This is a genomic window from Novosphingobium resinovorum, from assembly GCF_027922145.1.
Taxonomy (GTDB): domain Bacteria; phylum Pseudomonadota; class Alphaproteobacteria; order Sphingomonadales; family Sphingomonadaceae; genus Novosphingobium; species Novosphingobium resinovorum.
This window is the reverse complement of the sequence record NZ_BSFC01000021.1, coordinates 1-21,228: the sequence shown is the minus strand read 5'-3', so window position 1 is coordinate 21,228 and position 21,228 is coordinate 1. Positions and strand designations below refer to the sequence as shown.

The window sequence follows — 21,228 nt, the reverse complement described above, 5'->3', positions numbered from 1 at the left end:
TTGTTCAGCGGCGGAAGTAGTCTTCGACGTTCTCGAAGGCGCGCAGGCCTTCGGGCGTCGCGGAGCGGACGGGGTCGTCCTCGCCCGTCACCGGACCGCGCCATGCCGAGGCGCGCAGCGGCGTCACGGTGTATTCGGGGCGCGGATCGAGGACGTGGGGGACGTTGGCGATCACCACGATCACGTCCATCTCGGCACGCAGGATCACGGTGCGGCCGGGCTCGAACGGGCCTACCTCGGGCGTGATCGCGCCGTCCGCCTCGATCCGCGCGCCCTTGAACAGGGTGACGCAGGGATGCACGTCGCGGCGGCCGAGGCCGTGCTTAGCGGCGCCGAGAAGGAAGCGGTCGCGGCCGCTAGGGAAGGCACCGGAGTTGCGACCCTCGCCGTACTTGGCGAGGTTGATCGCGGGGTTGGAGGTGCCGCAGAAGGTATCGTGCGTGCCCGCGCTGTCCTCGACGATGCTCATCATCACCCGGCCCATGTCGGAGAGGAGCAGCTTGCCTTCGCCGAGATAGGCGTTCCACTGGACCTTAACCGTGTCCGCCACATTGAGGCGTTCTGTCGGCATCTCGGCGTTGAACAGCAGGATCGAGGCGCAGGCGTCGCCCTTCCCGTCGATCAGCCGCAACCGGGAGCCGCGTGTCAGGCGCCGCGTGGCGTAGCCGCCCGATGCGATGGTTTCCTCCCACACGAGGTCGGCGGCATCGACGCCCTCGGGCAGATCGCCCGCCACGGGAGGCAGCACCGGCATGCTCTCGACCACGGTGCCGCCCTGGGCACGCGCATGGTCTCGGGCTGCGAGCGGATCGGCCAATGTTTCGGTCATGAATGCGCTCCGATATTCTTGAAGTCGTCTCCGCTCTGGTCGTAGAGCGGCGGCAGGAGGGCGGTGGTGGTGACCAGCTCAAGCTGCTGCACCCCGCGCACCCGGCGGATGGCGTCGCACAGTTCCTTCAGCCGCACGGCCGGACCCTGCACGAGAAGAACTTCGAGGGACTGGTCGTCCTCCAGCACGACATGCTGCGAGGAGATCACTTCCTTCAGGTAACTGGCTTGCGTCTGGGAGAGCTGGTGCCGCACGCGGCCCCGCTCGCTGCGGTAGACGAGGGTGATGGTGCCCGCGAGCATCTCCTCGGGCCGCATCAGCGAACCGTGCTCGGCCAGAGCATGGCGGATCAGTTCGGCGATGAGCTGGGAGCGGGAAGGCAGGCCGCGTTCCGCCACCATCATGTCGAGCTGTCTGAAGAGGTCTGCCGGAAGGCTCATGCTGAGCCGAGCCAGGCTTGCGGAGTCTGTGCCCATGCCCATTCTCTTTTCAGGTATTACGATTTACGTCAATCGTAATATTTAAACTAATTGCATTCTTTCTTTTCCGTCATCCCCGCGAAGGCGGGGACCCATCTGATGACTGTGCGACAGGCACCTTCAGGAGATGGGTTCCCGCCTTCGCGGGAATGACGAAAGGGAGGTTGCTGGACGCGATCACTCGGCCTCCGTCTCTTCCGCCCGCTCGCGCATCGGCAGGTCGTAGACGACCGTGGCTCCAAAGCGGTGCGGCGCGTGCGGATCGTGCCGGCGCTTGTCGAGCGCAAGGACGCGCGTACCCAGCGAGAATGCCTCGCGAATGTCGTGCGTCACCATCACGATCGTCAGCGAATACTTGCGCCACAGATTGCGGATGAGCGCGTGCATGTCGGCACGAATACCGGGGTCGAGCGCGCCGAACGGCTCATCGAGCAGCAGGATGCGCGGCCGCTTGACCAGCGCCTGCGCGATCGCGAGGCGCTGCTGCATGCCGCCCGACATCTGCGCGGGGTAGAGGTCGAGGCTATGGCCGAGGCCCACCGCCGTCAGCATCTCGGTCGCCTCCTCGACGGCGGCGCGGCGGGCGCTGCCGAACAGGCGGCCGAGCACGGGGGCCTTCTCGCATTCGAGCCCGAGGATCGTGTTGCGCAGTGCGGTCAGGTGCGGGAACACCGAATAACGCTGGAACACGACGCCGCGATCCGGCCCGCATTCGGGTTTGAGCGGCGTGTCGTCGAGGGTGATGACGCCTCGGCTCGGCCCTTCCTGCCCCAATATCAGGCGCAGGAAACTGCTCTTGCCCGCGCCGGATGGGCCGACGATGGAAACGAAGGCGCCTTCCTCGATGTCGAGGTTCAGCTTTTCGATGATGATCCGGTCGCCATATTCGACCCAGACGTCGCGGAAGCTCAGGAGGGTGCTCAATGGCTTTCTCCATGTGCCCAGGGAAACAGCCGGTGGCTGAGGAAAGTGAGCGCCATGTCCATCGCGATGGCGAGGAGCGCGATCCAGGCGACATAAGGCAGGATCACGTCCATCGAGAGGTAGCGGCGCACGAGGAAGATGCGGTAGCCGAGCCCTACGTCGGACGCGATCGCCTCGGCCGAGATCAGGAACACCCAGGCCGGGCCGAGTGCGAGGCGGATGGCGTGAAGCAGGCGCGGCATGGCTTGCGGCAGGGCGACGCGGATCATCACCTGCCAACTGTTGGCACCCAGCGTCAGCGCCTTGATCACCTGCTCCCGAGGAAGCGCGGAGACGTGGGCGGCGATGTCGCGGATCATGACCGGCGCGATGCCGATGACGATCAGCGCGACCTTGGAGGTTTCGCCGAGGCCCAGCGCGATGAACAGGATCGGGAGTAGCGCGATCGGCGGGATCACCGCGATGCCGGTGACCAGCGGGCCGAACGTCGCGCGCACCGGCGGCAAGACGCCGAGCGCAAGGCCCACCACCAGCGCCATCAGCGTCGAGATACCAAGGCCGATGCCAAGGCGCTGCAGGCTCGCCATGGTATCCGCCCAGAACACCAGCTGGCCGGTGAGCTGGTCGGGCACGAAGAGCAGCGCCGACATGCTTTCGGCCATCGCGCCGGGCAGCGGCAGTATCTTGTCGGCCGGGTTCACCGCATGACGGCTGGCGGCCATGACGATGTAGACCAGCAGGAGCAGCAGGATCGGAACCGCGCCGAGAAGCACCCGCCCCCCTCGCCCGACCTGACGATTCACCCAGCGCATTGTCGTGATCCCGTTCTGTTATCGCATCTCGTCATTGCGAGCGAAGCGCGGCAATCCAGTGTTGCGGCAACCGCCCTGGGTTGCTTCGCTGCGCTCGCAATGACGAACGGTATTTAGCTAGAGCTTGCCGTCGGCGGCCATCTTCATGAAGCTATCGTCGAAACGCAGTGTCACGTGCTGCGCATCGCCCAGCGTCTTGCCGCCGGGGAAGGACATGCCCACCGCGTCGGCCGAACTGGCGCCCTTGAACAGCCCCTTGGAGAAGCTGAAGTCGCGCACGCGGGTCATCGTGGTGACCAGCGCGGGCGCGTCGGTCGCGGCGACGGCAGCCTTGGCGTCGGAATAGAGGAAGGTCGTGCTGAGCTGGCTGTCGAACGCTTCCGGCGTGGCGCCCGCGAGCTTGGCCATGGCCGCGCGGGCGGCCTTGCCCTCGGCGTCCTGGCGCGTCATCAGCGCGGTCGTCTCGTACCAGATGCCCGCCAGCGCCTTGCCGAGATTGGGGTTGGCCTTGAGGGTGGCGGTATCGACGCAGAGCAGGTCGAGAATCTCGCCCGGAATATCGGCCGAGCTGAACACCAGCTTCGCGCCCGGCTGCGCCTTCATCGCATTGAGCTGCGGGTTCCACGCCACCGCGACCTTGACGTCGGGGCTGGCGAAGGCGCCGACGATGTCGGCATCGCCGGTGTTGACCGTCTTCACGTCCCGCAGTTGCATGCCGACCGAGTTCAGCCCGCGCGCCAGCAGGTAGTGCGACACCGAAAGCTCAACCAAGTTGACCGACTGGCCCTTGATCGCCTTGAGGTCGCCGCCCTTCATCAGGATGCCGTCGTTGCCGTTGGAATAGTCACCGACGATGATCGCGCTGGTGTCCTTGCCGCCTGCTGCCGGAATCGTCAGCGCATCCATGTTGGCGACGGTGACGCCGTCCAGCTTGCCCGCCGTGTACTGATTGACCGACTCGACGTAGTCGTTGACCTGGACGATGTTGATCTTGAGCCCGTACTTGTCGGCCCACTTCTTCACGATCCCGGCCTGCTGGGCATAGGGCCAGGGCATCCAGCCCGCGTAGATCGACCATCCGATGTTGAATTCGGTACGCTTGGGCGCTTCGCTCGGCGCCTGCGAGCAGGCGGCGGTGAGAAGTACTGCCGGCATCGCGGTGGCCATCAACGCGGCCTTGGCAATGCTGCGGATCGATACGATCATGACTCGGTCCCCTTTCGCAGTGCAACATTGCTGCGATTCGGGTCCTTGTCCATCGAAAATTATTACGGTGCGCGATTTTTGTAATACTTGCGCGCAGAGTACGCTGCCCGCCGGCGAGCCACCCTCCACCTTAGTCATTGCGAGCGTAGCGAAGCAATCCAGGGAGGTTGGACGCCGCCCTGGATTGCTTCGCTACGCTCGCAATGACGAAGAAGGGCTACCGATACGAAGTCTTCAGGCCGCCACTTCGTCCTTCGGCTGCGGCCTGCGCGGGGTTTCGGCAACCTTCGCGGCGACTTCATCCTGCTCGTGCAGCGGCGGCAGCAGCGCGGTGGTGGTGACCAGCTGCAGCTGGTGGACGCCGCGAATGGCGCGCAGCGCGTCGCACAGTTCCTTCAGCCGCTCGGCCGGGCCCTGCACCAGCAGGACTTCCATCGACTGGTCGTCCTCAAGGAAGACGTGCTGCGAGGAGATCACTTCCTTCAGGTATTCCGCCTGGCTCTGCGCCAGCTGGTGGCGCACCCGCCCCTTGTCGCCCCGGTAGACCAGCGTGATCGTTCCCGCGAGCATCTCTTCCGGCCGGGTCAAAGCCTCATGCTCGGCAAGGGCGTGGCGGATCAGTTCGGCGATCAGCTGCGAGCGCGAGGGCAGCCCGCGCTCCTCCACCATGGCATCCAGCTGGCGGAACAGGTCTGCGGGAAGGCTCATGGAGAGCCGGGCAAGACTGGCGGGATCGGTGCTCAAGCGGCGCCCTTTCTGGAACAACAACAGCCCTCCCCTATACCAACCTTGCCGCCGATGACAGCAGCAGTTGGAGGCGCAGTCGGCGGTGGAGTGATACTCTCATCGCACAAAAATAATACCGTTGTCACGTTTTGTAATATCGATAAGCTGACCCGAGATCGAGCCGGTGTTCACCCGCTCGCAGCCAGTGTGGGGGCATTTCTTGGCACAGAGTCCTACCCGTAGCACGGGGTTTTCCGGCAGTTCGCAGGCCGCCACCGGGCGCGCCTATCCCAACGGCAACCCGGCGCTGGGGTACAACCCGCCGGGCGTGCGTAATACCGACAGCGCCTTGCCGCTGCACCGCACTAGACCGGTCACGCACGACTATGCCTGCGACGGACCGGCGGCAGGCAGCCTCTCGTTCCGCTGGACTTACGGCTCCAACGTCGCGGCAAAGAACCGCGATCCGCGCGTGCAGGTGGTGCAGTACAACGAGGATACTTTCGTGCTGCGCCAGAACGTGTGCGTCCACTGGGAGGCGCCGTTCACGTACCTGCTGTTCGGCAACAAGGGCGCGCTGCTGATCGACACCGGCGCCACCGCCAACGCCGCGCATTACCCCCTGCGTGAGACGGTGGATGCGATAATCGCGCGCTGGGTAAAGGCGCGCGGGCGCAGCAAAGTGCCGCTGACCGTCGCGCTCACCTCGGCCGAGGACATCGCGCAGAACCAGGGCCTCGTCCAGTTCGCCGACCGGCCGGACACCACGATCGTCCCCAAGCCGCTGGCGCTGATGCAGAAGACCTACGGCATCGCGAACTGGCCTTCGGGCACCGGCAGGATCGACCTCGGCGATCGCGTGATCACGGTCGTCCCGACCCCCGGCACGCACAAGGACGGGGTGAGCTTCTACGATCCCTACTGCGACCTGCTGTTCACCGGCGACCTGCTGTTCCCCGGCAAGATCAACATCGGCAACGACACCGATTTCGTCGCCTCGCTGGAAAGGCTCAAGGCTTTCGCCGCCGCCAATCCGGTGAAGTGGCTGCTGGGCGGACACATCGAGATGATGTTCGTGCCGGGCAAGTATTACCCGCGCTTCGCCACCTTCAAGCCCTACGAGCGAGTGCTCGAAATGACGCCGAACCTGATCGACGAAGCGCTTGAGGCCGCCCGCGCGGTGCAGGGCAAGGACATGATGCTGATCCGCCCCGACTTCGTGCTGTTCAACGGCGTCAGTCCGGACCAGCGCACCCCGATCTGGCCCGAGGGCGTGCCCAACATCCGCGCCCCGCACCCGTTCTGACGCCACTTTCCCATACAAGGAGCCCTGTCGTGGATCGACGCGCCTTCCTGACCTACAACGCCGCCATCGCCGCCGTGCCGCTGACCGGCGCCGCGCTGACCGGGCTGTCCGACGCCGCCTCCGCCGCGACACGCCCGCCGCCGATCGACTTCAAGGCCAACCTGCCCGCGACCGGCACTTTCCCGGACAAGTGGATCTGCGGCTCGTCGTCCTGCATCGACAACACCGACCCGCCGGTGCAGGTCCACTGGTACAATCCGCACACCGCGATCCTGCGCCAGAACAAGGCCTACAGTTACGAGGCTCCGTTCGCACCGCTCTATTTCGGCAACGACCGCGTGCTGCTGCTGGATGAAGGCTACGTGCAACTGCGCAACGACTACGATCTGCGAGCCGTGGTCGACCAGTGCATCGAGGACTGGTGCCGCCGCAACGGGCGCGATCCGGCCAGCCTCGAACTGCTGGTGGCGTTCAGCCATCTCCACGACGACCACTACGCCGCGACCAACCAGTTCGCCGACCGCCCCAACACCCGCTACATGGGCCTCACGCACGAGGAGATGGTCGGCTTCTGGGGCATGACCAATTTCCCCGAGGAGCGCGTGACCCTCGACCTCGGCGGGCGCGAGGTCCTGATCTGGGGCTCGCCGGGGCACGTCGTTTCCGAGTTCGCGTACTACGACAGCTACACGCAGATCCTCTATACCGGGGACATGTTCTATCGAGGCCGCTGCTACATCAGCTTCTGGGAACCGTGGTTCGACAGCATGAAGCGCCTGATCCAGTTCTGCGACACGCACCCCGTCACGCACGTCATGGGCTGCCACGTCGAGATCAGCAAGGACGGCGAGGACTACGCGTACGGCATGACCTATCAGCCCGACGAGGCGCCGGTGCAGATGACCGTGCAGCAGCTGCGCGAGGCCTGGGCCTATGCGCAGAAGATCACCGAGCCCGGCATCTACTTCACCGGCACCGTCTTCCTGTGCAACCAGACGCGCGGGACGACGACGATCGACAAGAATCCCTACCGCTACTGACGGTGCCCGAATCGGCGGCGCGCCGGATACGCGCCGCCGAGCGCATCTGCGGACGACAAGCGTGTTACGCAGATGCACAAAAACCACGCTCCAGCGCGATTTCCCGCGCCTCGTCACCAAAACGCACAGCCTTCAATTAATACGCTTGACGAGAAACGTAATATCCATAGCTTGTATCAAATCGCCGGTCAGAGCGAAGAAACGGGGAGAGAGAATCTTGTAACAGCAGGCCGGTCCACCGGTCTGGATGGGGGGTTTTCGATGGAACAACTGCCAGTCCGCAACACGGTTCTCTCGAACGATGCGGCTGCCTTCGCGAACGATGACGGCGTGAAGCAGAAGATCTTCAACCTCGTGCCTCCGGCGTTCGTCGCCGTGATCGTTGCGTTCTGGGCTTTCGCGCCCAAGGCGCTGACCGACAACGGCTGGACGATCATCGTCACTTCCGCGCTGATCACCGTCGTCGTGCTGGGCCTCGAGTTCGTGCATGAGCGGCACGCCGGATGGCGCATGAACTGGCGTGAGTTCTTCACCGACCTGTTCTACGTCGTGCTGAGCGCCACCGTCATTTCCTGGACCGCGACCGCGCTGGCCGAGGAACCGCTGCAGGCCGTCAAGAAATCGCTCGGCATCACCACGCAGTGGGCGATGCACATGCCCTGGCTGCTGCAAGTGGCGCTGGTGGTCTTCGTCATGGAGTTCGGCCAGTACTGGATGCATCGCCTGATGCACAATTCGACGCCGTTCTGGCTGACCCACGCGCCGCACCACCACATAACCCAGCTCAATGCCGCCAAAGGCGCAGTCGGCAATCCGATCGAGCTGTTCCTGATCAGCCTGAGCGTGCTGGCGCTGTTCGACCTCTCGCCGACCGCGCTGTTCTGCGGCTTCAACATCCTGAACGTCGTGTCGACGTTCGCGCATGCCAACGTGCGCTCCGATCCGCCGCTGTTCTATTCCTTCTTCTTCACCACGATCCGACATCACAGCCTGCATCACTCGACCGATTACCAGAGTACGCGCTGCAACTACGGCAATTCGCTGATCCTGCTCGATCGCATCTTCGGCACCTACAAGGAAGGTGAAGCCAGCGTCGTCGGGCAGGACGATCTCAGGCGCCTGTCCATCCGGGAGCAGTTCCTGTTCCCGTTCCAGCCCCTGATCGAACGGATCAGGGCAGCGCGCGGCGAAACCGCACAGCCTGCCAACTGAAAACGGCCAACCGAGCCGCAGTAATAATTCAACGCATCACGGGAGCGAACACCTCGGCGGCATTCAAGGCCGAGGGCAGTGCAAGCGCGTCGGCACGACATCCGCAAAGCGATGGCCGGCGTACGAATGAGGGTCCTCACATACACACCCACCGGGCGCGACCAAGGAGCGTGCCGGGACCGGGGCACGTCAACCGAAACTGGGGAAGCACATGACTTATCGCGCGAAACTGAGAGCAGGGCTTCTGTCCGCAACCATGATTACGAGCAGCGTGATCGCGATGCCCGCCGTGGCGCAGGAAGCGGCCGCTGCTTCCGATGAGGGCGATGCCATCATCGTCACCGGCACCCGCCGCGCCACAACGATCATGGACACGCCGATCAACATCTCGGCGATCGACGCCGACGAGATCGCGCGCCAGCGCATCGACGACGTGCGCGACCTCGCCGACTTCACGCCGGGCCTGACCATCTCCGACACCGGCCCGGGCGGCACCGGCTCTATCGTCCTGCGCGGCCTGAACGCCTCGGATACGGCCTCGAGCGGCGCCAACTACGACGACTCGCTGGGCGTCTATCTGGGCGAAGTTCCGCTCTATTATGACTTCAAGCTGCTCGACATCGAACGCGTCGAGACGCTGCTCGGCCCGCAGGGAACGCTTTACGGCCTCGGCACGCTGGCGGGCGCTATCCGCTACATCCCCAACCGCCCCAATACCGACGCCTTCGAGAGCGAGGCCCACGGCCGCCTCTTCACCAAGAGCCACGCGACCGACCTCGGTTACCAGCTCGACGGGATGATCAACATCCCGATCGTCAAGGACCACATCGCCTTCCGCAGCGCGACCGGGTACTACTACGATCCGGGCTTCATCGATTACCCGTTCCTGATCAACGAGCCCGGCGTCTCCGACCCGCAACCTAACGGCACCAGCCGTCCGACCGGCGACGCCTACAACGCCAACCTGCACAAGCGTGAAGACCTCAACTTCGAGAAGACCTTCACCACGCGCAACCAGTTGCTGCTGCAGACCAGCGAAGACCTCAAGGTCATCTTCACTTACGCCTTCCAGCGTACCAAGACCGACGGCGCCCAGTCGAACAGCGCGGGCGTGCTGGGCTCTGGCAAGTACGAGAACGCGAGCCGCTACGCCGAACCGGTGAACCGCCGCGCGCACCTCGCCAGCATGGAGATCAACGCCAACCTCGCGGACATCGCCGACCTCGTCTCGACGACCGCTTACACCAACGTCCACACCCGCTCGCAGAGCGATAACACCGACCTGCTGCTCGACCTCGACTACGACTACGAGGCGTTCCCGGCATTCTCCAGCTGGAATGAGAGCTATGGCCGCCGCAAGCAGATCAACCAGGAAATTCGCCTCGTCTCGCGTCACGGCGGGCCGTTCAACTGGGTTCTGGGCGGCTTTTACAACCAGCAGAAGTACCACAACGACTATGCCGAGCATACGCCGGGGCTGACCGCGTTCTACGGCGATGCGGATTGGTACGGGAACCCGCTCGTCAATCCCGACGATCTCGAATACGTCAGTTACACCAAGTCTAAGGTCACCGAGAAGGCGATCTTCGGCGAAGGCACGTTCCGCGTGACACCGGCATGGCAGGTCACGGCAGGTGCTCGCTACTTCAAGTATTCCTCGGAGGTTCAGGGCGCCCTGACGCTGCCGCTCGGCGGCGACGATCCCGATACGCCCGAATACGACAACCCGCTGAGCCCCTACGACCTCGATCCGTCGGGCGGCAAGGCGTCGCAGGACGGCTGGGTGTGGAAGTTCAACACCTCGTACAACTTTACGCCGGACCTGATGATCTACGGCACCTACAGCAAGGGCTATCGCATCGGCGGACCGAACCGCGTCGCTCCCTGCCCCGATCCGGTTCCTGCCAATCAGCAGAATGCCTGCGCGCTGCCGAACGAAGTCCAGTACGGCCCGGACAAGACCAAGAACGCCGAAATCGGCGTCCGCATGCAGCTGTTCGATCGCAAGCTGACCTTCAACTTCGACGTTTATGACATCAAGTGGCAGGGCATCCAGGTCGATTCCGCCACGTATTACGGCGTCACCGGCATCACCGTGAACGGCGGCTCGGCGAAGTCTCGTGGTTTCGAAACCTCGTTCCAGTTCAAGCCGGTGCCCGCCCTGACGATCCAGGGCATGTACTCGTACACGGATGCCAAGCTGACCGAGGACGTCGACGGCATCATCACCGTGCGCACAGTCGTCAACGACTACGACGTTCGGCCCAAGTTCACGCAACTCGACGCGCTGAAGGGTGATCGACTGCCCGGCTCGGCGAAGAACCAGGGCAGCCTGGGTGCGACATACACGGTGCCGATGGGCGAAGGCGTGTTCAGCGCCAACTGGACGGCGACCTACCGCGGCAACGTGGTATCGCGCCTCGGCTGGGATCGTGGCTACGGCACGAAGATCCCCGGCTACGTGCTGCACCGCGCAACGCTTTCGTACGAGACCGACAAGTACACCGTCAGCCTCTTCGCGAACAACATCTTCGACAAGTACGCTGTGGTCTCGGTCGGTCAGGACCGCTCGCGCATCGGTGTGAACGATGGTGTCGCGGTGCGCTACTATCGCCAGACCGTGCTCAATCCGCGCACCGTCGGCGTGGAAGCGCGCATCAAGTACTGAGTATCACCGGAGGCGCTTTCCCGAAACGGGCGAGCGCCTCCGGCACTGCCACGAACTCGTGATTGCTTCGCCAGGTCCGCAATGACGTCACGCGTCGATCCCCTGCCCTTCCAGCCACGTCCGCACCGGCGCCAATTCGGTCTCGTGCGCGCGCCAACGCTCAACGGCATCGGCATTGATCGGCCGACGGACTTGCGCCGCGCTTGGTGTGGCGACGGCGGCGCGGTTCTCGTGGAACGACAGGCAGGCCTCGTCCCACTCAAGACCGCAATGGGACAGCAAACGCCGCGTCTCGCCTTCCTGATCTGCGACAAGCGCTTCATAGGACAGCTGCAACACCCGATCCGGCCATAGCTTTTGCCATAGCGCCATCAACCGGTCGAACCGTGCATAGTAGCGCGCCGTATCCATGAGATCGTACGAATAGGCGTAATAGGCGGACTGGCTGGCAAACAGGTTCTTGTAGTTGCTCCAGATCGTATCCATCGGATTGCGGCGCAGGCACACGATCCGGGCATCGGGCAAAGCCCGCGCGATATGGCCAATATAGAGGAAGTTCGCGGGCAGCTTGTCAGTGAAACGTGGCTTGGCCCGCGCGATATGATGGGCCGCGCGCTCGAGATAGGTCGCGCCCAGTTTATCCGGGTCAATTCCCGCACTGGCTGCAACGGTCTCGGCATCGATGACCCGGCGCGACGGCGTGCCCGCCAGTTGCTTGACCGCCAGCGGCATCGCCTGCAGTTCCCCCGCCGCCTCCACATCCCGGTGCGAGGACAGGATGCGATCGACGAGCGTGGTCCCGGTGCGCGGCATGCCCACCACGAAGATCGGCGCGGCTCCGCCATGTCCCGCGCCGCCCGCCGGAGCACCGGAAGCGAATACCGCATCGATCGCGTCGAAGATCTCAGCGTCCTGCGTGAAGTCGTAGCCGACGCTGCGCTTGTGCGCACCGTTGGCAGCCGAGAGGTGACGAAACGCATCGGTGGCATTGCCGAGGTCCTCGTGCTCCTTGGCCAGCGCATAGCGGATGCGCAGCGCATCGCCCGGCTCGCGCGCTGCAACCAGCGCCGCGTCCAGCCGAGCTACGTGATTGGCCTCAGGCGTCTGCCGCGACAGGATGGCGAGCGCATAGTGCGCCCGCGCATTGCCCGGATCGGTCTCAAGGATCGTCTCGTAATGCGAGCGCGCCTGCTCGATCCGTGCGGTAAAGCCGCTCGCCGCCGCAAGGTTGTATCGGTATTCGAGATCGTCCGGATCGCCCGCTACCGCTGCAGTGAACGGGGCAAGCGAGGCCTCATGATCGCCCAGCCGCGCCAGCACGCAACCGATCGTGTCGAAAGTGCGAGGATCGTCGGGGCCCAGCGCCATGGCCTGCCGGGCGGCCTCGGCAGCCTCCCCGTCGCGCCGCAACAGGATCAGCAGCCTGGCAAGCTGCGCAACATGCTCCGCCCGCGGCCCCCGTGCGACCGCCGCTTCGAGCAGCGGGACCGCGCGCGCGATCTGGCCCGCCTCCGCAGTTGCCACACCGAGCAGAAAGAAACCTGTCGGCTCGTCCGGACGAGCCTTCGCCAGAGCGGCAGCGGCTGCTCCCGCGCCTTGCAGGTCCCCCTGCCGCAACGCCTCCCTGGCCTGCGATTCAAGCGTCATGCGGAAGGACGGCCGGGGAAAAGAATATACACGAAAGCGCCTTTGATGCGGGGCATTGAGACCAGCCTAACGGGCTCGCACGGTCGTGACAATCAGCCGGTTCAGCGCGCCTTTGCAGCGGGCATCCGGATCTCCGCGACCAGCCCGCCTTCGGGCGCGTTGCGTAGCGTTACGGCACCGCCGAACGTCGCCACTTGCGCCCGCGCGATGGTCAGGCCGATGCCGGTGCCGGTCCCGGTGCTGGTCGACAGTCGCCGGAAGGGCTGAAAAGCGCGCTCGATCTCGGCCTCGGGCAGTCCGGGGCCGCGGTCGATAACGTGAATGACGAGGTCGCCCTTCTCCATCATGCAGCGCAGCTCAGCCGTGCCGCCGTACTTGAGCGCATTGTCGACGAGGTTGGCAAGCGCGCGGCCGAGAGCATTCGGCTTGACCCTTGCCTCCACCCGGATCTGTTCGATGAAAGTGACGTCGCGGCCGACTTCGGCGTAATCCTCCGCCAGCGCCGAGAGCACGGAATCGACGTCGATCACCGCCCAAGGCTCACGCACTTCGCTGCTGCGCGCAAGGTCGAGGCCATCGCGCACCATCTGCTGCGTCACCGCAAGGTCGGCGACGAGCCGCCCGCGCAGCACTTCGTCCCCGACCTGCTCAAGCCTCAGGCGCAATCGGGTAAGCGGGGTTTGGAGGTCGTGCGTGACCGAGGCAAGTATCTGCGTACGCTCGCGCAGGCCGTCACGCACTCGCGACTGGGCGAGGTTGAACGTCTCCAGCGCCGCCCGCACTTCGCTCGGCCCCTTGACCGGGATGGGCTCCAGGTCGCCCGCCAGCGAAAACTGCCGCGCCGCCTTCTCCATCCGCCGCAGCGGTGCCGTCGCGATACGCGCGGTGAGCAGCCCGAGCAGTGCGCCCGCGATGACGATGAGTTCGAGATACGGCGGGCCCACCGGCGGCTGCCCACGGTCGGGATTGAGCAACAGGTCGATGACGAGCCGTCGTTCGCGCCCGGCGGCATCGGTATATCGCACCAGCCAGCAGTCGGGCAGCGGATCGGTGTTCATTCCCGCCGCCGGAGGATGATGCACGAACCGTGTGAAACATTGCTGCCGCGGCAGCACCCGCGCCTGTGCCGGACGCCCCAGCCGTTCACTGACGCTGCGCGACAGGCCGACATCCCAACCCAGCATCGCCAATCCGGGATCGGGCCTGTGCGCCCCGAAAATGAAGCCGGAAGACACCAGATAGTCGGTTCGCTCCGCATCCACTTCGTAGCGGTGCGCGATGTCGGCGGTGCTGAGGAGGGCCGCTTGCCTCTGCAGTTCGGTGAAGGCGTGCTGCTTCCATACTTGCGAGATATGCAGCGCGAACAACGCCGAAGCGGGCATGCCGATCATCAGTACCAACGCCAGCCGCCCCGCCAGCGAGCCCGGATAAGCGCGCAGTCTCCGGGCCAGATTGCGCCACCAGCCTGATGAGGACGCCGCGCCTGCCGTCACTCGAAGGCGACCGGGCCGGGCAGGACGTAGCCTTCGCTGCGCACGGTAAGGATCAGATCGGTCCCGCCTTGCGTCCCGGCGAGCTTCTGGCGCAAGCGGCTGATCTGGATATCGATGGTCCGGTCGAACGCCACCGTGGCGCTGCGCTCGGGCAGCAGTTCCTCGCGCGAGAGGACGCGGTTGGGGGCTTCCACGAACTGCCGCAGCAGGCGGTACTCGGCCGAGGAAAGCATCACCAGTCGCTCGTCGTCAGTCACCAGGCGGCGCTGGTGCAGATCGAGCCGCCACGGCCCGAAGCGCGCATAACGGGCGGCACGCGGGCGCGTCTGATCGACTACCCGGGCGCGGCGCAGGAGATTGCGCACCCGCGCCAGCAGTTCGCGCGGCTCGAAGGGCTTCGTCAGGTAATCGTCGGCGCCGAGTTCGAGCCCCAGCACGCGGTCGATGGCATCGTCACGCGCAGTCACCATCATGATCGCGCCCTGATGGCCCGACGCGCTCAGTTCGCGGCAGAGGTCCAGCCCGTCCCCATCGGGCAGGTTGAGGTCGAGGATCAGCAGGTCCACGTGCCGCTGCTTCAGGATCGCGCGCAGTTCGGCCACGGTACCCACGGCCTCCACTTCCTGCGGCTCGCGCGAGAGCTGGCCGATGATGAGTTCGCGAATGTCGGGGTCGTCTTCGAGGATGACGATGCGCCCATTGGCTACGGGGGCTGTTGCGGTCATGGGCTGACGTCTAATCCGCTTAGGTTTCCTTGTCTGCCCCAAGTTACATCACGCGACATTTGGTTGCACGACGCAACATGCCGAAACGCGCCGAGGCTTGCCCGCACAGCCCTTGCGGCAGGATACGGCCGCCAAACATGTTCCGTGTAAAGGAGCCTTCGGGTTGCAACCTTCCATTCGGCATCTTGCCCTCGCCTCCGCCCTCGCGCTCGCCACCGTGACCACCGCCGGGTGCGGCGGGCCGTCGGCGCCGCAGCAGCAGCAGGCCGTCGAGGTCGGGGTGGTCACGCTGAAAGCGCAGCCGGTCACCGTATCGACCTCGCTCTCGGGCCGCACCGCCGCGACCGCCGTCGCCGAAGTGCGTCCGCAGGTCGACGGGATCATCCAGACCCGCCTTTTCACCGAGGGTTCGGTGGTGAAGGCCGGGCAGCCACTCTACCAGATCGACGCGAGGCTCTACAAAGCCACGCTCGATACCTCGCGCGCGCAGCTCGAGAACGCGCAGGCGACGCTCTACAGCGCGCAGGCCAAGGCGCGCCGCTACGGCACGCTGGGCGAAACGGACGCGGTGAGCGCGCAGGACCGCGACGAGACCATCGCCTCCGCTCGCGCTGCCACCGCCTCGGTGCACCAGTACCAGGCGGCGATCCGCACGGCGCAGGTCAACCTCGGCTTCACAAAGGTTTATGCGCCGATCACCGGACGCATCGGCCGCTCCGCCTTCACGCAGGGCGCGCTGGTCACCTCCGGGCAGTCTGATGCGCTGGCGACGATCCAGCAACTCGACCCGATCTTCGTCGACATCACCCAGTCTTCCTCCGACCTGCTGAAACTGCGCAAGAGCCTGGCCAAAGGCACCATCATGCCCGGCAGCACCGCAGTCACGCTGACGCTGGAGGACGGGACGCAGTATCCGCAGCAGGGCACCGTAGAATTCAACGAGGTCAACGTCGATCCCGAGGCGGGCACCGTCACCCTGCGCGCGAAGTTCCCCAACCCTGACGGGCTCCTGATGCCGGGCATGTTCGTCAAGGTCGATACGCCGCAAGGCGTGGTGCGCAGCGCCATCCTCGCGCCGCAGCAGGGCATCACCCGCGATGCCAAGGGCAACGGCGTCGCCCTCGTCGTGAATGCGCAGGGCAAGGTGGAGCAGCGCTCGGTCGTGGTCGGACAGGCGATCGGCGACAAGTGGCTGATCTCCAGCGGCCTCAAGGCAGGCGACCGCCTGATCGTCGAAGGCACCGACAAGACGCGCGCCGGCGCGACGGTCAAGGCCGTGACCGCGAAGCTGGACCAGTAATCCCATGAGCATGAGCCGCTACTTCATCGACCGGCCGATCTTCGCCTGGGTCATCGCCATCGTCGTGATGATGGCCGGGATCGGCGGGATCATGAGCCTGCCCGTGTCCCAGTACCCGGACGTCGCCCCGCCTTCGGTCTCGATCAGCGCCACCTACCCCGGTGCATCCGCGCAGACGCTGGAGAACTCAGTCACGCAGGTGATCGAACAGCAGCTGACCGGCATCGACAACCTGCTCTACTTCTCGTCGAGTTCCGACAGTTCGGGCTCCGCCTCGGTCACTGCGACCTTCGAGAAGGGCACCGACCCCGACGTCGCGCAAGTGCAGGTGCAGAACAAGGTGCAGCAGGCCAACTCGCGTCTGCCCACGCAGGTTCAGCAGCAGGGCCTGACCGTCACCAAGTCCGGTTCGGACATGCTGATGGTCGTCGCACTCTATGACGAAAGCGACCGGACTTCGTCGAGCGACGTCGCCGACTATCTCGTTTCGAATTTCCAGGACGACCTTGCCCGCGTCAACGGCGTGGGCGGCGTGCGCGTGCTCGGCTCGCAATATGCCATGCGCATCTGGCTCGACCCCGCGAAGATGCAGGGACGCCAGCTGATCCCTTCCGACGTCGAGAGCGCCCTCACCGCACAGAACGTCGACCTTTCGGCGGGCCAGCTCGGCGCGCAGCCGCTGGCGAAGGGTCAGCAGCTCAACGCTGTCGTCAAGGCGAAGTCACGCCTGCAGACGCCCGATCAATTCCGCGCCATCGTCGTCAAGACGCTGACCGACGGTTCGGTCGTGCGCCTGTCGGACGTCGCCACGGTCGAAATGGGCCAGGAAAGCTACACCGTGAACGGCCGCATGAATGGCCATCCGGGCGCCGGTATCGGCATCGAACTGGCTTCCGGGGCTGACGCGCTCAAGACGGTCGCCGCCGTCAAGGCGCGGGTCGCAGAGCTGTCGCAAAGCCTGCCCGACGGCTACAAGATCGCCTTCCCGCGCGACACCAGCGACTTCGTCAAGCTGTCGATCAAGGAAGTGATCGAGACGCTGCTGATCGCGGTCGTCCTCGTCGTGCTGGTGATGTACGCCTTCCTGCAAAGCTGGCGCGCGACGCTGGTGCCTGCCATCGCGGTGCCGGTGGTGCTGCTCGGCACCTTTGGCATCCTCGCGGTGCTCGGCTATTCGATCAACACGTTGACTCTGTTCGCGATGGTGCTCGCCATCGGCCTGCTTGTCGATGACGCCATCGTCGTCGTCGAGAACGTCGAGCGCCTGATGCACGAACAGAAGCTGAGCCCCTACTACGCCACCGTGCAGTCGATGGAGGAGATCGGCTCCGCCCTTGTCGGCATCGCACTGGTGCTTTCCGCGGTGTTGTTGCCGATGGCGTTCTTCGGCGGCTCCACCGGCGTGATCTACCGCCAGTTCTCCATCACCATCGTCTCGGCCATGGGACTCTCGGTGCTCACCGCGCTGATCCTGTCTCCGGCGCTCTGCTCGATGATGCTCAAGCCCAAGGCCGAGGAAGAGCATGAGACCCGCGAGCCCGCGCCGGGCCTGCGGGGCCTGCCGTTGCGGACGAAGCGCGCGCTCGACCGTATGTTCGGCCGCTTCAACGACTGGTTCGAGCGCATGACCGGCCGCTACGTCGCGGTGACCGAGCGTGCGATCGCGCGGCGACGCTGGTGGCTCGTCGGCTATGGCGCGGTGATCCTTGCGATCATCGTACTGTTCGTGCGGCTGCCCTCCGGCTTCCTGCCGACCGAGGACCAGGGGCAAGTCATGGTCGCCTATCAGTTGCCGGCAGGCGCCACCGCCGAACGCACCGACAAGGTGCGCAAGGAGATCGAGCAGGCCTTCGCTTCCGAAGGCCATAACATCCGCGTGCTGTTCGCCATCGCCGGTTTCAGCTTCTCGGGCTCGGGCCAGAATGCAGGCATGGGCTTCGCCAGCCTTGCGCCGTTCGATGAACGCACGGCATCCAGCCAGAACGCATCCGCGATCAGCGGGCGCCTGATGGGCAAGCTGTCGAAGATCCGCGACGCGCAGGTCTTCGTCATGACCCCGCCCTCGATCCAGGGTCTCGGCCAGTCGAACGGCTTCACGTTCCAGCTGCTGAACTCCTCGAATATGGACCACGACAAGTTCGTCACCCTGCGCGACAAGCTGATCGTGGCCGCGAACCAGGACCCCAAGCTCTCGCAGGTCCGCGCCTCCAGCCTGCCGGACACCCCGCAGTTCGACATCACCTTCGACGATGCCAAGCTGTCGGTCCTCGGCCTCAGCGTGGACAATGCGACGGACACCCTCAGCACCGCCTGGGGCGGCACGTACGTCAACGACTTCATCGACCGGGGCCGCGTCAAGAAGGTCTACCTGCAGGGCCAGGCGGATTCCCGCATGCTGCCGAGCGACCTCGACAAGTGGTTCGTCCGCTCGACGTCCGCGACCAATGCCGACGGCACCAGCAAGATGGTCCCCTTCTCCGCCTTCACGACGATGAAGTGGGAGACCGGCCCGAACGGCCTGTCGCGCTTCAACGGCCGCTCCTCGTACCAGATCGAGGGCAGTGCCGGATCGGGCTACAGTTCGGGCGACGCGATGAAGGAAATGGTGGCGCTGCAGCAGAATCTGGCGCCGGGCACCAGCTATGCCTGGAGCGGCCTGTCGTATCAGCAGAATCAGTCGAGCGGGCAGGCTCTTTATCTCTACATCCTGTCGGTCGCGGTCGTGTTCCTGTGCCTCGCCGCGCTCTACGAAAGCTGGTCGGTGCCGCTGGCGGTGCTGCTGGTGATACCGCTCGGCGTTATCGGCGCGGTGATCTGCGTGGCGGCGCGTGGTCTGGAGAACGACATCTACTTCCAGGTCGGCCTGCTCACCACGATCGGCCTCGCCGCGAAGAATGCGATCCTGATCGTCGAGTTCGCCGAGACCGCGCGGCGCGAGGGACGCGACATGCTCCACGCCGCACTGGAAGCGGCACGGGTCCGCCTGCGGCCGATCATGATGACCTCGATCGCGTTCATGGCGGGCGTCGTGCCGCTCGCCATCGCCACCGGAGCGGGCGCGCAAGGGCGCATCGCCATCGGCACGGCCGTGTTCGGCGGCATGTTGACCGCGACCGCACTCGCCATCTTCTACGTGCCGATGTTCTTCATCATCGTCGCCCGGGTGTTCCACCGCAAGGACGCGACCACGACGCCCGCCCATACCAAGGACCACGCATGATGCGCCCCTTCCTGATCTCCACGATGGCGCTGGCCGTGGCCCTTTCCGGCTGCAACATGGCGCCCAAGTACGTCAGCCCCGAAGCCGCCGCGCCCGCGCAGTGGCCGCAGGGCGCAGCCTATGAGCCGCTACAGTCGGGCGAGGCCGGGATGCCATGGCGCACGCTCTTCGCCGATCCGCGCCTGCAGGCCGTGATCGAGCGTGCACTCGCCAACAACCAGGACTTGCAGGCGAGCCTCGCCAACGTCGCCTCGGCGCGGGCGCAATACCGTGTCGAGCGTTCGTACCAGTTGCCGACAGTGGCTCCGGGCGCTGACGCCAGCGCGACGCACGGGATGAACTCGACGCAGTTCACCAACCAGAGCTACAGCGCCGATGTCGGCTTCAGCGGGTTCGAACTGGACTTGTTCGGCCGCCTGAAGAACCAGAGCCGGGAGGCGATGGAGACTTACCTCGGCACCGAATCCGGCTATCGCTCGGCGCGGCTGACGCTGGTGGCCAACGTGGCGACCGCCTACGTCACTCTCGCCTCCGATCGCGACCTTCTGGCGCTCGCTGAGCAGACCCGCGACAGCGGACAGCGTTCGGTTGATCTCACCCGCGCACTGTTCAGGTCCGGGCTGACGAGCGCGAGCGATCTCGCTGCGGCCGAAACGACGCTGGAGCAGGCCAATTCCGACATCGCCGCGCAGACCACGCAAGTCGCGCAGGACCGCAATGCGCTGGAACTGCTGGTCGGCGGGTCGGTGCAGGACGCCGAACTGCCCGTATCGCTGGCGCAGCTCGATACGCGGATCGGCAAGGTGCCTGCGGGCCTTTCGTCCGAAATCCTGCTGCGCCGCCCCGACGTGGTCGAGGCCGAGCACAACCTCAAGGGTGCCTACGCCCAGATCGGCGCGGCGCGGGCCGCGTTCTTCCCGACGATTTTGCTGACCTCCACCATCGGTCTTGCCAGCACGGCGCTCAGCAGCCTGTTTACCGGCGATGCCTTCAACGTCAGCGGTTCGGGCAGTGCGAGCCTCCCGCTGCTGGGCGGCACCAACAAGGGCAACCTCGAATACGCCAAGGCGCAGCGCGAATACTATCTCGCGACCTATCGCTCCACGGTGCAGTCGGCGTTCAAGGACGTCGCCGATGCGCTCGCCCGGCGCGGGACGATCACGACGCAGCGCACCGCGCAGGACCGCCTCGTCGCCGCCGGGCAGAAGAGTTATGATCTCGCCGATGCGCAGTACCGGGCGGGGACCGACAGCTTCCTCAACGCGCTGGTCGCCCAGCGTTCGCTTTATGCTTACCAGCAGACGCGCATTTCCACGGTGCTGGCCGACCTGACCAACCGCATCACGGTGTACAGCGCGATCGGCGCGGATGAGAGCCTCGCCGCGCCGACTTCGTAAGGTATTGTCCTCCCTGTCGCGCAGCGATCGGGAGGATTCAGTTCACACCAGTTCCTTGAGCGGCACACCCGCGTCGGCAAGGCGCCCCATATCGGGCGTGGCGCCCGCCTCGACCAGCTTGCGCCCCTGCACGTAGTCCTTGACCATGTTCACGCAGTCCAGCGCCACGACCTTGCCCTGCTTGAGGTAAACCACCGAGAAGCTGCGCCCCTCGACGTCGCCGCGCGTCACCGTCTGGTCGAAG

Annotated in this window: 17 protein-coding genes; 7 read left to right on the top strand and 10 right to left on the bottom strand. The window is 65.3% G+C overall.

Annotation, left to right across the window (positions count from 1 at the left end):
* Positions 1–4 precede the first annotated feature (4 nt).
* From PKE80_RS12645 to PKE80_RS12620, 6 genes are all read right to left on the bottom strand, one after another.
* Positions 5–829, bottom strand: coding sequence for an urea amidolyase associated protein UAAP1 (locus PKE80_RS12645; RefSeq protein WP_271182759.1), 825 nt, complete (start codon positions 827–829; stop codon positions 5–7).
* Positions 826–1,305: a CopG family ribbon-helix-helix protein gene (locus PKE80_RS12640; protein ID WP_197524482.1), complete on the bottom strand. Its 480-nt coding sequence runs from the start codon at positions 1,303–1,305 to the stop codon at positions 826–828. The genes PKE80_RS12645 and PKE80_RS12640 overlap by 4 nt, the downstream gene beginning before the upstream one ends.
* 180 nt (positions 1,306–1,485) lie before the next feature.
* On the bottom strand, positions 1,486–2,232 hold the full coding sequence (locus PKE80_RS12635; protein WP_271182758.1) for an ATP-binding cassette domain-containing protein: 747 nt from the start codon (positions 2,230–2,232) through the stop codon (positions 1,486–1,488).
* A complete protein-coding gene (locus PKE80_RS12630; RefSeq protein WP_271182757.1) occupies positions 2,229–3,044 on the bottom strand; it encodes an ABC transporter permease in 816 nt (271 codons plus the stop codon). The genes PKE80_RS12635 and PKE80_RS12630 overlap by 4 nt, the downstream gene beginning before the upstream one ends.
* A gap of 117 nt (positions 3,045–3,161) precedes the next feature.
* The gene (locus PKE80_RS12625; protein ID WP_008831946.1) at positions 3,162–4,250 is read right to left on the bottom strand and encodes a putative urea ABC transporter substrate-binding protein; all 1,089 of its coding nucleotides are present in this window, start codon (positions 4,248–4,250) and stop codon (positions 3,162–3,164) included.
* A 234-nt stretch (positions 4,251–4,484) separates the two neighbouring features.
* Positions 4,485–4,958 (bottom strand): CopG family ribbon-helix-helix protein, encoded by a 474-nt coding sequence (locus tag PKE80_RS12620; RefSeq protein ID WP_051211558.1) that lies wholly within the window; start codon positions 4,956–4,958, stop codon positions 4,485–4,487.
* 238 nt (positions 4,959–5,196) lie between these two features.
* Here PKE80_RS12620 and PKE80_RS12615 point away from each other — a divergent pair, with 238 nt between their 5' ends.
* The 4 genes from PKE80_RS12615 to PKE80_RS12600 all read left to right on the top strand — a co-directional run bounded on the left by PKE80_RS12615 (position 5,197) and on the right by PKE80_RS12600 (position 11,202).
* Positions 5,197–6,282: an MBL fold metallo-hydrolase gene (locus PKE80_RS12615; RefSeq protein ID WP_271182756.1), complete on the top strand. Its 1,086-nt coding sequence runs from the start codon at positions 5,197–5,199 to the stop codon at positions 6,280–6,282.
* Between the two features lie 29 nt (positions 6,283–6,311).
* Complete coding sequence (locus PKE80_RS12610) at positions 6,312–7,322, top strand: MBL fold metallo-hydrolase (protein WP_271182755.1); 1,011 nt, start codon at positions 6,312–6,314, stop codon at positions 7,320–7,322.
* 261 nt (positions 7,323–7,583) lie between these two features.
* Positions 7,584–8,534, top strand: coding sequence for a sterol desaturase family protein (locus PKE80_RS12605; protein WP_271182754.1), 951 nt, complete (start codon positions 7,584–7,586; stop codon positions 8,532–8,534).
* A gap of 256 nt (positions 8,535–8,790) precedes the next feature.
* Positions 8,791–11,202 (top strand): TonB-dependent receptor, encoded by a 2,412-nt coding sequence (locus tag PKE80_RS12600; RefSeq protein ID WP_271182753.1) that lies wholly within the window; start codon positions 8,791–8,793, stop codon positions 11,200–11,202.
* Positions 11,203–11,289: 87 nt separating this feature from the next.
* Here PKE80_RS12600 and PKE80_RS12595 read toward each other — a convergent pair whose 3' ends face one another.
* The 3 genes from PKE80_RS12595 to PKE80_RS12585 form a co-directional block, all read right to left on the bottom strand.
* Entirely contained in the window at positions 11,290–12,849 is a 1,560-nt protein-coding gene (locus PKE80_RS12595) for a tetratricopeptide repeat-containing sulfotransferase family protein (protein ID WP_271182752.1), read from the bottom strand.
* A gap of 101 nt (positions 12,850–12,950) precedes the next feature.
* Positions 12,951–14,342, bottom strand: a complete 1,392-nt coding sequence (locus PKE80_RS12590) for an ATP-binding protein (RefSeq protein ID WP_271182751.1) — start codon at positions 14,340–14,342, stop codon at positions 12,951–12,953.
* On the bottom strand, positions 14,339–15,067 hold the full coding sequence (locus PKE80_RS12585; RefSeq protein ID WP_271182750.1) for a response regulator transcription factor: 729 nt from the start codon (positions 15,065–15,067) through the stop codon (positions 14,339–14,341). The genes PKE80_RS12590 and PKE80_RS12585 overlap by 4 nt, the downstream gene beginning before the upstream one ends.
* A gap of 163 nt (positions 15,068–15,230) precedes the next feature.
* Here PKE80_RS12585 and PKE80_RS12580 point away from each other — a divergent pair, with 163 nt between their 5' ends.
* From PKE80_RS12580 to PKE80_RS12570, 3 genes are read left to right on the top strand one after another with little or no spacing between them, the layout of a single operon-like run.
* Positions 15,231–16,367 carry an efflux RND transporter periplasmic adaptor subunit gene (locus tag PKE80_RS12580; protein ID WP_271182749.1) on the top strand — a complete coding sequence of 379 codons (1,137 nt, stop codon included), beginning with the start codon at positions 15,231–15,233 and terminating at the stop codon, positions 16,365–16,367.
* 4 nt (positions 16,368–16,371) lie between these two features.
* Complete coding sequence (locus PKE80_RS12575) at positions 16,372–19,587, top strand: efflux RND transporter permease subunit (RefSeq protein ID WP_271182748.1); 3,216 nt, start codon at positions 16,372–16,374, stop codon at positions 19,585–19,587.
* On the top strand, positions 19,587–20,984 hold the full coding sequence (locus tag PKE80_RS12570; protein WP_271183145.1) for an efflux transporter outer membrane subunit: 1,398 nt from the start codon (positions 19,587–19,589) through the stop codon (positions 20,982–20,984). Before PKE80_RS12575 ends, PKE80_RS12570 begins: the two co-directional genes overlap by 1 nt.
* A gap of 42 nt (positions 20,985–21,026) precedes the next feature.
* Here PKE80_RS12570 and PKE80_RS12565 read toward each other — a convergent pair.
* Positions 21,027–21,228: oxidoreductase C-terminal domain-containing protein (locus tag PKE80_RS12565; protein WP_271182747.1), on the bottom strand; the 202-nt coding region annotated here is incomplete at its 5' end.